General features: G+C 69.2%; 11 protein-coding genes and 1 pseudogene. 5 read left to right on the top strand and 7 right to left on the bottom strand.

The window, feature by feature from the left end; all coding sequences use genetic code 11:
* Nucleotides 1–12 precede the first annotated feature (12 nt).
* The 7 genes and pseudogenes from AC5RVG_RS08305 to AC5RVG_RS08335 all read right to left on the bottom strand — a co-directional run.
* Complete coding sequence (locus tag AC5RVG_RS08305; RefSeq protein WP_494013455.1) at nucleotides 13–1,098, bottom strand: inositol-3-phosphate synthase; 1,086 nt, start codon at nucleotides 1,096–1,098, stop codon at nucleotides 13–15.
* A gap of 129 nt (nucleotides 1,099–1,227) precedes the next feature.
* Entirely contained in the window at nucleotides 1,228–2,475 is a 1,248-nt protein-coding gene (locus AC5RVG_RS08310) for a DUF6716 putative glycosyltransferase (protein WP_494013456.1), read from the bottom strand.
* On the bottom strand, nucleotides 2,472–3,584 hold the full coding sequence (locus tag AC5RVG_RS08315) for a hypothetical protein (RefSeq protein WP_494013457.1): 1,113 nt from the start codon (nucleotides 3,582–3,584) through the stop codon (nucleotides 2,472–2,474). The genes AC5RVG_RS08310 and AC5RVG_RS08315 overlap by 4 nt, the downstream gene beginning before the upstream one ends.
* A 10-nt stretch (nucleotides 3,585–3,594) precedes the next feature.
* Nucleotides 3,595–4,947 (bottom strand): polysialyltransferase family glycosyltransferase, encoded by a 1,353-nt coding sequence (locus AC5RVG_RS08320; protein ID WP_494013458.1) that lies wholly within the window; start codon nucleotides 4,945–4,947, stop codon nucleotides 3,595–3,597.
* Entirely contained in the window at nucleotides 4,944–5,915 is a 972-nt protein-coding gene (locus tag AC5RVG_RS08325) for a glycosyltransferase family 2 protein (RefSeq protein ID WP_494013459.1), read from the bottom strand. Before AC5RVG_RS08325 ends, AC5RVG_RS08320 begins: the two co-directional genes overlap by 4 nt.
* Before the next feature lie 9 nt (nucleotides 5,916–5,924).
* Nucleotides 5,925–6,842: an N-acetylneuraminate synthase family protein gene (locus tag AC5RVG_RS08330; protein WP_493978367.1), complete on the bottom strand. Its 918-nt coding sequence runs from the start codon at nucleotides 6,840–6,842 to the stop codon at nucleotides 5,925–5,927.
* Nucleotides 6,843–6,956: 114 nt separating this feature from the next.
* A pseudogene (locus AC5RVG_RS08335) lies at nucleotides 6,957–8,261 on the bottom strand (cytidylyltransferase domain-containing protein); the annotation flags it as partial.
* On the opposite strand from AC5RVG_RS08335, the gene AC5RVG_RS08340 reads away from it, so the two are divergent.
* From AC5RVG_RS08340 to AC5RVG_RS08360, 5 genes are all read left to right on the top strand, one after another.
* A complete protein-coding gene (locus tag AC5RVG_RS08340; RefSeq protein ID WP_494013460.1) occupies nucleotides 8,221–9,810 on the top strand; it encodes a glycosyltransferase family 87 protein in 1,590 nt (529 codons plus the stop codon). The pseudogene AC5RVG_RS08335 and the gene AC5RVG_RS08340 sit on opposite strands and share 41 nt — an antisense overlap.
* Nucleotides 9,807–11,246 carry a phytoene desaturase family protein gene (locus AC5RVG_RS08345; protein ID WP_494013461.1) on the top strand — a complete coding sequence of 480 codons (1,440 nt, stop codon included), beginning with the start codon at nucleotides 9,807–9,809 and terminating at the stop codon, nucleotides 11,244–11,246. Before AC5RVG_RS08340 ends, AC5RVG_RS08345 begins: the two co-directional genes overlap by 4 nt.
* A gap of 39 nt (nucleotides 11,247–11,285) precedes the next feature.
* A complete protein-coding gene (locus AC5RVG_RS08350) occupies nucleotides 11,286–12,305 on the top strand; it encodes a PHP domain-containing protein (protein WP_494013462.1) in 1,020 nt (339 codons plus the stop codon).
* 64 nt (nucleotides 12,306–12,369) lie between these two features.
* Nucleotides 12,370–12,852 carry a transporter substrate-binding domain-containing protein gene (locus AC5RVG_RS08355; RefSeq protein ID WP_494001175.1) on the top strand — a complete coding sequence of 161 codons (483 nt, stop codon included), beginning with the start codon at nucleotides 12,370–12,372 and terminating at the stop codon, nucleotides 12,850–12,852.
* Nucleotides 12,849–13,844, top strand: coding sequence for a cation diffusion facilitator family transporter (locus AC5RVG_RS08360; protein ID WP_494013463.1), 996 nt, complete (start codon nucleotides 12,849–12,851; stop codon nucleotides 13,842–13,844). The genes AC5RVG_RS08355 and AC5RVG_RS08360 overlap by 4 nt, the downstream gene beginning before the upstream one ends.
* The last annotated feature ends 49 nt before the right edge of the window (nucleotides 13,845–13,893 follow it).

Genomic DNA, 13,893 nt, shown 5'->3' on the forward strand with positions numbered 1-13,893 from the left:
TTGCGGTGCGTCTTAGCGGTCGGAGTCGCCGCGGATGAAGGCTTCGACCTTCGCGCGGGCGGTGTCGTCGTCGTACTGCTCCGGCGGGGACTTCATGAAGTAGCTGGACGCCGAGAGGATCGGTCCGCCGACCCCGCGGTCCAGGGCGATCTTGGCGGCACGAATGGCGTCGATGATCACGCCGGCCGAGTTGGGGGAGTCCCAGACCTCGAGCTTGTATTCAAGCGAGACCGGGGCGTCACCGAAGTTGCGGCCTTCGAGGCGTACGAACGCCCACTTGCGGTCATCCAGCCAGGACACGTAGTCCGAGGGGCCGATGTGCACGTCGTCGTCACCGAGCACGGCCGAGGTGTTGGAGGTCACGGCCTGGGTCTTGGAAATCTTCTTGGATTCCAGTCGCTCGCGCTCGAGCATGTTCTTGAAGTCCATGTTGCCGCCGACGTTCAACTGGTAGGTGCGGTCCAGCACCACGCCGCGGTCTTCGAACAGCTTGGCCATCACGCGGTGGGTGATGGTGGCACCGATCTGGCTCTTGATGTCGTCGCCGACGATCGGAACCCCGGCCGCGGTGAACTTGTCGGCCCATTCCTGGGTGCCGGCGATGAAGACCGGAAGGGCATTAACGAAGGCGACGCCGGCGTCGATGGCGCACTGCGCGTAGAACTTGGCGGCCTTCTCGGAGCCGACCGGCAGGTAGCAGACCATGACGTCCACTTCGGCCTTGCGCAAGGCAGCGACCATGTCCACCGGCTCGTAGTCGGACTCGACGATGGTCTCGCGGTAGTACTTGCCCAGGCCGTCCAGCGTGTGGCCGCGCTGGACCTTGACGCCGGTGGCCGGAACGTCGGCGATCTTAATGGTGTTGTTCTCGCTGGCGCCGATCGCGTCGGCGAGATCCAGCCCCACCTTCTTGCCGTCAACGTCGAATGCGGCGACGAACTGCACGTCGTCGACGTGGTAGGCGCCGAACTCAACGTGCATCAGTCCGGGGATCGTTGCGCTCGGGTCGGCGCCACGATAGTAGTGGACGCCCTGGACCAGCGAGGCCGCACAGTTTCCAACACCGACGATCGCTACCCGGATGGGGTTCTCTGCCACGGTTCTCCTTCGAAACACTTCTGTAGGGCCGCCGCGCCGATGGCGGGCAGCCTATCCAGTCTACGCCGTGTTTCAACACATTGCCGGGCGCGCCCATTCCCGGGACGGTACGCAGCGCGGGTTAATCGCTCAGGCGGGCAGCCGACGGGCGTTGCGCAGCCTCCGCACCAGCCTCAAGGCCGGCGCGGGCAGGACCGTGCGCAGCCTGGAGCGCAGCTTGCGCCGCTGCACCGCGGCCAGGCGATCCGGATCGGTCGCCAGCTTTCCGGCCCTGGCGCGTGCCGCGAAGTTGGCCAGCATTTCGCCCAGCCGCACCGGCTGGGCGTGGAAGTAGTTGTCCCGCAACCAGCGCGGGTCGGGATGCCCGAACCGGCCTGCCACCAGGTCCTTCAGGTTGCCGACCAGCCCGGACCCGTCGAACACCTTGTTCAACATCTGCTCGGAGAGTCCGAAGTCGTCCAGGATGAGCACCGGCAGGCCGGCGTCGAGCGCTTCCAGGGCCGCGGTGGAGCTGACGGTCACCATGGCCGCTCCCGGGGTGAGCTGGTCCGACATGGGGCCGGTGCAGAACTTCAGTTCGTGTCCGGCCACCGCCCGCGCCGCCACCAGGTCAGACCACAACTGGTCGAACGGGTACTGCTCGGTGTGCGTCTGCGGCTCGCCCGCCCAGGCCCGCAGCTTCACCCGCACCGACAGGTCCGGCCGGCGCCTGGCCAACGCCGCGAGGGCCTGCAGGATCGCGACGCGCTGCTCCCGCTCCACCGGAACCTTGGCCTGCGGCGCGAACACCACCGAGTCCAGCGGCTTCTGCTGTGGCTCCGGGCGCCCGGCGGAGGCCAGGAACGGCAGCCGCGACACCAGGATCCGCTGCTGCAGCCCCATGGCGTCGGCCAAGTCGCTGAACGCCCGGCACTCGGCGTGGCTGTGGGTGATGAACGCGTCCCCGAGCGCCCGGTAGTTCAGCGCCTTCCGGGTGGCCGGGAAGGCCACTCCCGGCAGCGCGGACACCAGGGCGGGCCGCCGCGGCATCCGGGACGCCTGGGTGAAGATTTCTTCCACGATGGGCCCGGTGGCTGCCGCGAGCACGACGTCGGCGCCGGCCAGTGCGGCCCGCAGGCCGGAGGCGGGGATCACCCGCGGTGCCTTGCCGGCCAGGAAGGTCCCGGCGGTGGCCGCCTGGGTCTGTTCCAAGGTCGGAAGGATGGGGGAGCGCACCAGCAGCACCTCGCGCTCCCACCCGGCGCCGACGGACTCCAGCGTGGCGCAGGCGAACTTCAGGTAGGAGTCGCTGTCGGCGACTGCCAGCAGACGGAAGGGCCGGACCGTTTGCCGCCCGTCGGCCGCGGGCGCGGCGGGTTGCCACTGCTCCGGGTTCATCGCTCGCCTCCGTCCCGCAGGGAGCTGCTCAGGTGCCGGCGCAGTTCTACCGTCGTCCCGGGCAGCCACCAGTCGTCCGGTACCGGCTGCCCCTTCAGCGGCACGCCGGAAGGGGTCAGGATCAGGCGCAGCGAGGCCAGCACCGTGGAGGGCAGGGCGCGGACTGCCTGCCCGGGCCGGAGGCCTCGCAGGCGCATTTCCACCGGAATGGTGTGCTGCTTGACGCTGATCAGCGGATGCTTCGCCAAGGCGCCGAGGAGTTCCGGTCGTTCGCGGCGGTGCGGGAAATACGCCACCGGGCCATCGTCGGTCAGCGACCGGACCCACTCCACATAGGGCTCCGCCCGGATCAACCCGTCGGCGGGCATCGCCGAGCCCACCACGATGGTCGGCTCACTGATGTTCTCGGTGACCGGCTGGGTGCCCAGCCACTCGAAGCGGTGCCGTTCCAGATGCCCACCGAGGGCCCGGAACTTCTTCTCCACTGCCGGCTGCACGGTCAAGGCCGTGAATACCAGCAGCCGGCCCTGGCCGGCCATCCTCCGCAGGGTCCACCAGGTGGCCAGGCCCAGCGCCTTGCGGCGGGCGGTCGGCACAGCCCGCGGCCGGATCAGCGGGACGGGCCGCACGCTGACGAGCATGTGCAGCAGGCTCAGCGTCGCCAGGCCGTCGTCCACGATGACCAGTTCGTCCGCGCCCACGCCGCGCAACAGTTCCGCCTGGACCTTGCCGGAGTAGGCATCGCCGGTGACCCAGCGGTCGAGCTTGCTATTGCGCACCGCCGGGAGGGTGGCCGCCGGCGGCGCGAACCGGACGCCGCTTGGCACTTGTTCCATCAGCGACCGCAGGGTGCTGTCCATGCCGACCGCATCGCTGCGCGGGTAGATGAGCGTGTCCCGGCCGAGCAGGCCGGCACCGTGCGCCTCGACGGCGCTGAGCAACTGCAACGGGGACTCGGCCCAAACGGCGGCCCGGCCAAAGCGGGGGCGCACCAGTTCGCTCCGGCGCCCGCGCTGCGTCTTGGACCCGACGGGTGGACGGGTCGGATAACCGTCCGCCGCCGGTCCCAGCTGGGGAAGGAAGGCCGCGGTGATCGCCGTTTCCGTCATGGCGCCCGCCTCACGATGCTCCCCGGGACCGGAGCTTGCGGACCGCACGCCGGCCCAGCCGCCCGACTTTGGCCAGCGGGCGGGCGGCCACGGCAGCCGGCAATCCGCCCGGCAGTTGAAGCTTGGTCAGCCGCCGCCGCTTGAAGTAGCGCATGTGGGGTCCGTCCTGAATGTGCTGCAGATACGTTTCCGCGCCCGGGCGGCCTGCTGCCAGCGTATCGGCCTGCATGCAGTAGGAGACGGCGTCGACCAGTTGCTGCAGGCGGCCGGCAGGGGGAGTGTCTGCCCCCTCCTGGTCCGGGGCGTGGAAGTTCCGTTCCAGGATTGCGTCGATGATGGTGACCGGCACGCGGTTGCTGTTTTCGTACGGGGTCAGGCGCTCCAGCAGCAGTTCGGTTCCTACGGCCGCCGCGTCGATGCCGAACAGGTACCTGGCGGTCATGAGGGCGGTGGAGAAACAGCTGACCACCAGCCGGGGCTGCAGGCGCTGCATCACCACTTCCGCAGGTACCGGGGACTCCAGGATCTCCAGCCGTACCCCGAGGTCCACCGCCGCCGACTGGACGGAGCGCAGGGCTGCCGGTCCGGCGTTGGGATGGGGCTTGAAGATGCAGTGCCGGATCCCCCGCTCCAGGGCCTTTTCGATCATCCCTCGGTGCAGCGTCACTTCTTCCTCGGCCGACAGGATCCCGAGCTCGGACAGGTATTGGCCGAGCAGCAGCGCGCTGCCGGCGGCGGCACCGGGCTGGGACGCCGGAATCACCAGGGGCGGCACCGACCGGTCCAACTCCTCCATCGCGCGGCGCAGGGAGGCCGGATCCACCGGCAGCAGCTTGGGTTCATGCTCGCGCAGCAACTGCGGGCGCAGCCCGGGGACGAGGTCCACGTACAGCAGGGAATCGAGCCGCTGGGCCACGGCCAGTGGGACGGGGTTCCGGGTGGGTCCGTAGCTCATCAGGCCGTCCGAGTGAACCGAGACGGCGGCCTGGGCGAAGGTCCGGGCCAGGGCAATCGCGGGGTTGACCTGGATGGACTCGACGTAGAGATGGACCGGGTCGCTGCCCAGGTCCCATTCCGAGCGCAGCAGCCTTTGCCACAGATCCAGGTCTTGTTCGCGGGGATTGAACTGTCCCGGTCGGCGGGGCCAGAGCAGTTCGCTGAGGTCCACCACGCGGTCGAACCTGCGGGCGGCTTCGGTGAAGCCCGGGGATTCGTGGAACGGGACGGTGATTTCCGGAATCAAGGCGTTGTTGGTCAATACCAGGATGCGTTCGGCACCGGTGGCCGGCACGGTCCCGTCGTCGACGGCCGCCGCCAGCGAGACGACCTGGTAGAGGGTCGAGACGACGAAAAGTTCTTTCACTGCAGTGGTCCGATCGCTGATTCCAGTTTTTGGCGCCGGTTCTTGTCCATGCCCGCCAAACAGCTGCCGACGGCGGGGGCCGGGAGGCCGGCCACAACGGCCCGGATCCCGGACGTCAGTTCGCGGCGGACGGCCCTGGTCATCTTCTCCGACCGATCGAGGTGATGGCAGGCGATGGCCAGGAATTGCCGGATCGCCTTCGGCCGGAAGCGGTCTGCCTCGCGGTCCTCGGCCACCAGCCGGAAGACCTCGGCGTAGCTGCGCAGGAAATCCAATTGCCGGCGGTCGAAGATCTGGCTCAGGGACGTCGCGACGCCGCGGCGGTAGAAGGCACCCAACTGGTCCGAAACCGCGTAGGAGGTTGCCTCCAGGTGCAGGCGCCAGATCCAGGGACGGTCCTCGGCGGTATGCAGGCCGTCCACAAAGTGCAGCAGCCCGGCCTCCCTCAGCGCGCCGTCGAAGATGCCGAAGGGCGCGAACGGGTAGTCCACCATGGACGAGGCGTCCATGGGTCCGATGTCCTGGCGGGGATCGTGGGCGACCCCGCGCACGGCCTGCGGCGCCCGGTGAATGGTCCGGATTCCCCCGGCGTGCCGCACGTGGTCCACCCGCAGGAAGTCCACCCCCAGCTCCCTGATTTCCGCCGTGATGCGGGACAGGTGGCCGGGCGCGTACCAGTCATCCGGGTCAAGGAAGGCGATGTAGCGTCCCGTGGCGGCGTCCAGCCCCTTGTTGCGGGCCGCTGCCAGGCCGGTCGGGGCGTCGTTTTGAAGGATGTGCAGGCCGGGGAGCCGGCCGGTGAAGGCGGCGGCCAGCTCCCCGGTCCCGTCGGTGGAACCGTCATCGACGACGATGATTTCCATGACCGAGGGATCATCGAACTGGCGGGTCAGGCTGGTCATCGCGTCGCGGATGAAAGGGGCCTGGTCTTTCGCCGGGATGATGACACTCAGTAATGGCTGGTTCATGGCGTGTGCTTAGCCGTCCACCCGGCGCAGGCGGGACAGCGGCGCCAGCTCGCCCGGGAAGACGCGCTTGACGCCGTCGCCCATGGCTTCTTCCAGGATCCGGATGTCGCGGATCAGCGCCTCAAAGCCCTTCGGCTCCAGCGAGGAGGCCTGGTCCGAGCCCCACATGGTCCGGTCCAGGGTGATGTGCCGTTCCACCGTCACCGCGCCCAGGGCCACGGCGGCCAGCGAGATCTGCAGGCCGCGTTCGTGCCCGGAGTAGCCCACCGGCACCTGGTAGCGCTCCTGCAGCGTGGTGATCATCCGCAGGTTCGCCTCTTCCGGCGGCAGCGGGTAGGTGGAGGTGGCGTGCATCAGGATCAGCTTGTCCGTGCCCAGAACCTCCACGGCTTTGTCGATCTGCTCGATCGTGGACATGCCGGTGGACAGGATCACCGGCTTGCCGGTCTCGCGCAGCGCGGTGAGCAGTTCAAGGTCGGTCACGGAGGCGGAGGCGACCTTGTGGGTCAGCGCGCCGGCTTCCTCCATGAACGCGACCGAGGGCACGTCCCACGGCGAGGCGAAGCAGTGCAGGCCCCGGTCGGCGGCGTGGGAGATGAGCTTCTGGTAGATCGGCATGTCGAACTCGACCCGGTACCGGTAGTCCAGGTAGGTCATCTCGCCCCACGGGGTGGAGCGCATCTTGTCCCGCATGTCCGCGGGGGTGGAGATTTCCGGGGTGCGCTTCTGGAACTTCACCGCGTTCGCGCCGGCCTCGGCGGCGACGTCGATCAGCTGCTTGGCGATCTCGATGTCGCCGTTGTGGTTGATGCCGATCTCGCCGATCACGTAAACCGGCTGGCCGGCACCGACCTGCACGTCGCCAATCGCGACGGGCGCCGGGGAACCGGCGGGAACATTGACGGAAACGGTAGCTTCGGTAGTCATCTGTGCACTCTCTCTGGTTGTTGCTGTGGTGGCTTGTTGAAGGCGGCGCGAGCCGCCGGCACCGCTGTGGGCGGCGAGGATGAGTTCGCAGATCTCGCGGACCGCGCCCTCACCGCCGTGATGCTGCAGCACGGTCCGTGCCGCGGCCTTGACCTCGGCGCGGGCGTCGCCCACAGCCACCGGCCAACCAACGACGCCCATGGCGGGCAGGTCGTTGACGTCGTTGCCCACGTAGGCAACCCGGTCAGGGTCCAACCGGTTCACGGCCATCCATTGGCGGACCGCTCCGGCCTTGTCCGAGACGTCCTGGAGGACGTCGATGCCGAGTTTCCCGGCCCGGGCGCTGACCACCTTGTTGCGTTCGGTGGACAAAATCAGTTGCGGAATTCCGGTGCTGCGCAGCCGGGAGATTCCCATGCCGTCCTCGCGGCTGACGCGGACAAACTCTTCGCCCTCGGAGTTCACGAAGGCGTGGTCGTCGGTGTGGACGCCGTCGAAGTCCATCACCAGGGCGTCAACGTCGACGGCGCCGGCCTCCGCGGCGCCCGCCGCGGCGCGGTCCAGGCCGGCCAGTGCCCGGACCACGGCCAGGTCTTCGGGCGAGTCGATTTCGACGGCCTGCCCGGCGGGCACTTCCTGCAGCTTCAGCCGCCCGAAGAAGCGGTGCCCGCGGTCGAGGAAGCCCTCGGTGCGCATGGCGTAGAACGCGCCTGTTTCGCGGTACTGCGGCCGGCGGTCCTGGCGGCGGGGCCGCACGTCGGCGCGGTGCCCGATGGCGGTGACGGCGCCGTCGTCGTCAAGCGACCAATGGAACGCGTGGCTCTCGGTGACGGAGAAGGCGACGTCGGCCCGGCCCTCCAGCACGTGAAGGACGGCCCCGTCCAGGTGCTCCGGCTCGATGAACGGCGAGGTGCACTGCAGCAGGACGGTGACCGCTGGCTGCCGGGGCAGCGTGGAGAGCACGTGGAGCACGGCGGATTCGCTGCTGGCGGTGTCTCCGGAGAGCTCCGCGGGGCGGATGACGACGCGGGCGCCGCAGCCTTCGGCTTCGGCCGCGATGTCGGGATGGTCTGTGCTGACGACGACGTCGGTCACCGACGGGGCCGCCAACGCACTGTCGATGGCGCGGGCCACCAGGCTCCGGCCGGCCACGGGCGTCAGGTTCTTGAACGGGATTCCCTTGGAACCGCCGCGGGCCGGGATGACGACCAGGACTTCCCGGGGATCGATGTAACTCATTGGAGCCACGGTAGGAAGCACCGGTAACGGCCCGGGGTGGACCAGGTTACGGGAAGGCGTGCAGCAGCGGACGAAACGGGTAACCTGCCGCCCGGGCCCGGATCTGTGGCCGGTGGGCCGCCGACAGTAGTCTTGGACCATGCCCGGGTCCCGCTCTTCGCGCCGCACGCCGCTGCGCATCGTGGTGCCCAGCCGCAACGACCCGTTCCTGAAGCAGTTCACCGAAATGGTGGGCGGTCCGTTGGGCCGGCACAGCGCCCCGGGCCTGGTGTCGCCCGGATTTTTCACCGTGGAGCGGGTGCTGATCATCTTGACCACGCTCGCGGCGCTGCTTTCCGTCCTGGTCAAGACGCCGTGCCGGCTGGCCGGGTGGGAGCTGCCGGACTATTTCTACATGGGCTGCTACTCGGACTGGCCGGTGCTCTTCGAGTCCCGCGGGCTTGCCGGCGGCGTGATGCCGTTCGTCACCGCGGGAAGCTCCTTCGAGTACCCCGTGCTGCTGGGACTGGTGGCCGGGGCCACGGCGTGGCTGGTTCCCGGCGAGGGCACGTCTCCGGAGCGGGCCCTGGCCTATTTCGATATCAACGCCACCCTGGTGGCCGTGGTCTGGCTGGTCACCGTCATCGCGACGGCGCGGATGAGCCACCGGCGGCCCTGGGACGCGGCGATGGTGGCGCTGGCACCGGGCATCGTGCTCGCCGGGACGATCAACTGGGATCTCTGGGCGGCAATGCTGGCGGCGCTTTCGATGCTCGCCTTCGCCCGGCGCCGCCCGGTCCTGGCCGGCGCGCTGGTCGGTCTCGGCGCCGCGTTCAAGGTGTATCCGGTGCTGATCCTCGGTCCCATCCTGCTGCTGGCGGTGCGGACCGGCAGGTACCGCCCCCTGGCCCGGGCCGGGCTGGCGGCGGCCGCGGCATGGGTGGCGGTCAATCTGCCGTTCATGCTGCGCGACCTCGGCGGCTGGTTCCACTTCCTGGACTACAGCCGGCAGCGCGAAGCCGGTTATTCGTCCCTCTGGTACGCCTACAACCTGACAGCGCAGCGGCAGCAACTGCCCGTCCTCAGCCCCGAAATCATCAACGCCGCCTCCCTCCTGCTGTTCGCGGCCGCCTGCGCGGGCATCGCGCTCCTGGCCTGGACGGCGCCGCGGCGCCCGCGGATGGCGTCGCTGGTGTTCCTCGTGGTGGCCGCCTTCGTGCTCACCAACAAGGTCTACTCGCCGCAGTTCGTGGTGTGGCTGGTCCCGCTGGCCGTGCTGGCCCATCCCCGCTGGCGCGACTTCCTGATCTGGCAGTTCTTCGAGGCGATGCACTGGTGGGCCACCTGGATGCACCTGGGCCAGGTGACGAGCGGCGGCGAAGCGGCACGCAACCTGGACACGCCGTACTACGTGCTCGCCGTCATCGCACATATAGCAGCAACGGCATACATAGCGGGGAAGGTTGTCCGCGGCATCTGGCTGCCGGAGCATGATCCGGTCCGCCGCGTGGACACCGACGACCCGCAGGGCGGGGACTACGACGGCGCGCCGGACAAGTTCACGCTGGGTCTGCCGGGTGGCGCCCCGGGGAGGGGCGCCGGACCGGCGGCCGCCGCGGGGAACGGGCGGGCCGAACATTCTTCATCGGGCATAGATGCCGTGCGGCGGCCCTCGACCCGGCCAGGCCTTGCCGGTGAGGCGGCGCAGGCCACAAGGTTGAAGCCCCAGCGGGAAGGAGATCCAACGTGACGGACGTAGCGGTAGTCGGCGCCGGACCGAACGGGTTGGCGGCGGCCGTGATCGTGGCGCGGGCGGGCCTCGGAGTCACGGTCTTCGAGGCGGCAGCCACGCCCGGCGGGGGCTCCCGCACCGTGGAATTGATGGAGCCGGGCCACTGGCACGACGTCTGTTCCGCGGTCCATCCGATGGCCGCGGCCTCGCCGTTTTTCCGGGACTTCGGGCTGGACCAGCGGATCGAACTGCTGGTGCCGGAGGTTTCCTACGGCCAGGTGATCGACGGGGCCGCCGCGGCGGTGGCCCACCGCGACCTCGACCGGACCGTGGCCGGGCTGGGAGCCGACGGCGGCGCGTACCGGCAGTTGATGGAACCGCTCGTCGCGCGGACCGACGCGCTGCTGGAGTTCACCATGGACCAGCTCCTCCAGGTGCCCGCGAGCCCGGTGACGGCCTTCCGCTACGGGCTCCGCACCCTGGAGCAGGGCTCTCCCGCATGGAACCTTCGCTTTAAGGAACAGTTCGCACCGGCGCTGCTGACCGGCGTCGCCGCGCACACCCCCGGCGGGGTGCGCCGCCTCTCCTCCGCGGGCGCGGGGTTGATGCTTGGCGCGCTCGCCCATGCCGTGGGCTTCCCCCTGCCCGCCCGGGGCTCGCAGGCCATCATCGAGGCCATGGTCGAGGACCTGCAGGCCCACGGCGGCCGGCTCGAGACCGGGCACCGGGTCGCGTCGCTCGCCGAGCTGACCGACGCCGAGGCGGTGATGCTGGATACCTCGCCCACGGAACTCCTGCGGCTGGCCGGTGGCCGGCTCCCGTCCCGCTATGCGCGCGCCCTGCAGCGCTTCCGCTACGGACCGGGCGCGGCCAAGGTCGACTACATCCTGTCCGGACCGGTTCCGTGGGCCCATCCGGACCTGCGCCTGGCCGGCACCGTTCATCTGGGCGGCACACGGGAACAGATGGCAGCCTCGGAACGGGACATTGCCCGCGGCCGGCACTCGGAAGACCCGGTGATCCTGACGGCGCAGCCCGCCGTGGTCGATCCGTCCCGGGCGCCCGCCGGGCGGCACGTGCTCTGGACCTATTGCCATGTCCCGGGCGGTTCCACCCGGGACATGGAGCCGGTCATCACCGCTGCGCTGGAACGCGCCGCCCCCGGCTTCACCGACCTGGTGGTGGATTCGGCCAGCATGTCCGCGGCCGACTACGAGGCCTACAATCCCAACTACGTCGGCGGCGACTTCGGCACCGGGGCCGTCAGCCTGCCGCAGCTCGCGGCGCGCCCGGTGCTGAGCCGGAAGCCCTGGCAGACCCCGCTGCACGGCGTCTATTTGTGCTCGGCCGGGACGCCGCCCGGCCCCGGCGTGCACGGCATGGCCGGCTACCGCGCCGCCGAGCTGGCCCTGCGGGAGCAATTCGGTCTCGCTGTACCGTCCCTGAGGCCCTAAGCCATGGAACAGCGGGCGGTGCCGGTGGAAGATGGTCCCATGGATCCTGTCGCGGCCCTGAACGAAATCGCCTTCTGGCTGGAGCGTGAACTCGCGCCCACGTACAAAGTGCAGGCGTTCCGGCGGGCGGCCGCCGTCGCCGGCGGGCTGGAGCCCGCCGACCTGGCCGAGCGGGCGCGCACCGGCCGGTTAAAGAGCATGAAGGGGATCGGTGCCAGCACCTTCGTGGTGATCCAGCAGGCGGTCGACGGCGAGGTCCCCGACTATCTGGCGAAGGTGCGGGAGCGCGCCGCCGCGCCTCTGGCCGAGGGCGGCCGCGAGCTGCACCAGGCCCTCCGCGGCGATCTGCACAGCCACAGCGACTGGTCCGACGGCGGCTCGCCGCCGGAAGCCATGGCCGATGCCGCCCGCTGGCTCGGCCGCGACTACCTTGCCCTGACCGACCACTCGCCCAACCTCACGGTCGCCAACGGCCTCAGCGCGGAGCGGCTGGCCCGGCAGCTTGAGCTGGTCGCGGAGCTTAACGCTTCAGCGGACGGCTTCCGGGTGCTGACCGGGATCGAAGCCGACATCCTGGAGAGCGGCGAACTGGACCAGTCACCGGAGATGCTCGACCGGTTGGACGTGGTGGTCGCCAGTGTGCATTCGAAGCTGCGGTCGGACCGGGGCACCATGACGCGCAGGATGCTGGGCGCCATCGAGAACCCGCGCACCAACGTGCTGGGCCACTGCACCGGGCGGCTGGTCAAGGGATCACGGGGAACGCGCCCGCAGTCGGAGTTCGACGCCGGGCGAGTGTTCGCAGCCTGCGCGGCGAACAACGTCGCCGTCGAAATCAACTCCCGGCCCGAGCGGCAGGACCCTCCGGACGAGCTCATCCAACTGGCCCTCGACGCCGGCTGCCTGTTCAGCATCGACAGCGACGCCCACGCGCCGGGGCAGCTCGATTTCCTCCACTACGGAGCCGAACGGGCGGCCGCAAACGGCGTCCCGGCCGAACGGATTATCACGACCTGGCCGGTGGAGCGCCTGCTCGAGTGGTGCCGCGAGGGCCGGTAGCCCGCCTGCTCGGGCGGACCCGGGCTTCCCCAAAACGCCGCCGGTTTAGCTATGGTCCTGAAGTATGCTGAACAATTTTTCCAAGGCGGCCTTTGCGGTGCTGGTCATGCTGCTGATGACCTCCTGCGGGCTGCAGGTGCCTGCGGACCCGGAAGGGACCTTGGACCGCATCAGCGGCGGAACTCTTAGGGTGGGTGTCTCGCACAACCCGCCCTGGACGGAAATCCGGGACGGCGCGGAGCCCACGGGCTCCGAGGCGGACCTGGTGAGGCAATTCGCGGCGACCCGCGACGCGACCATCGAATGGGCGGCGGCCGGCGAGGAATCCCTGATAGGGCAGCTGGAACGCGGCGAACTTGACCTTGTCATCGGCGGCCTGACGAAAAAGTCGCCCTGGTCGGACAAGGCAGCCCTGACCCAGCCCTACGCCGAGGGCCGGGCCCCCGACGGAGGCAAGGAAGAATACGTCATGGCGTCGAAGATGGGCGAAAACGCCTTCCTGCGGGAACTGGAAAAGTTTCTTCTTGATCGGAAGGAACAGGGATGAATACCAAATTCGGCCGCACCGAGCTGCCCGATGAGCAGGAAAAGGCCCTTCGGCGGGCCATCAGGATCCAGTGGATCACCATCGCGGTCCTGGCCGTGTCGGTCACGCTGGTCTTTTTGGTTATGGGTAATTCGCAGGCGATGAAGGCGGCTTGGATCGAAGACATGCTCTCCCTCGCCCCTCCCATTGCGTTCCTGCTGGCGATGAAGATCATTAACCGGCCCCCCAACCGGAAGTACCCCTACGGGTACCACCGGTCGACCGGGATCGCGCATCTGGTGGCCGCGGTGGCCCTCTGCACCATGGGCGCTTTCCTGGTCGTCGACTCAGGCATGGGCCTGCTGAAGGGGGAGCACCCGCCCATCGGATCGGTCCAGCTGCTCGGCCACACCATCTGGCTCGGCTGGCTCATGATCGCCGTCATGGCAGCGACCGCCGTCCCTCCGGTCCTGCTCGGCCGGGCCAAGGAAAAGCTCGCCGAGCAGCTGCATGACAAGGTCCTCTATGCGGATGCGGACATGAACAAGGCGGACTGGAAGACCGCCGCCGGCTCCATCGTCGGGGTCGCCGGCATCGGAATCGGTCTGTGGTGGGCCGATGCCGCCGCCGCGCTGTTCATCGCCGGGGGAATTCTGCGCGACGGCTACAAAAACATGCGGAGCTCCGTCACCGACCTGATGGACACCCGGGCCACCACATTCGACGACTCGGAGCCCCACCCGCTGATCGAACGCATCGATGATTATCTGCGCCAACTGGAATGGGTAGAAGAAGCGGGCTCGCGTGTCCGCGACCAGGGCCACGTGCTGCACGTTGAGGCCTTCGTCGTCCCCCGCGACGGACGTGTCCCCGCGGTCGATGTCCTCGAAGAGGCGCGGGACGGCTGCATCGATCTGCACTGGATGATCCACGACACGGTTCTGGTGCCGGTCTCCGAACTGCCCGAGGAAGCAGGCGGAGCATCGGAGCGCCAGTCCGAGAGGAACCTCTGAGCGCTCCCCGTGCGGCGCGCCCCACCATATATCGTGCAAGGAGGCCCTG

The organism is Arthrobacter senegalensis (genome assembly GCF_059091765.1).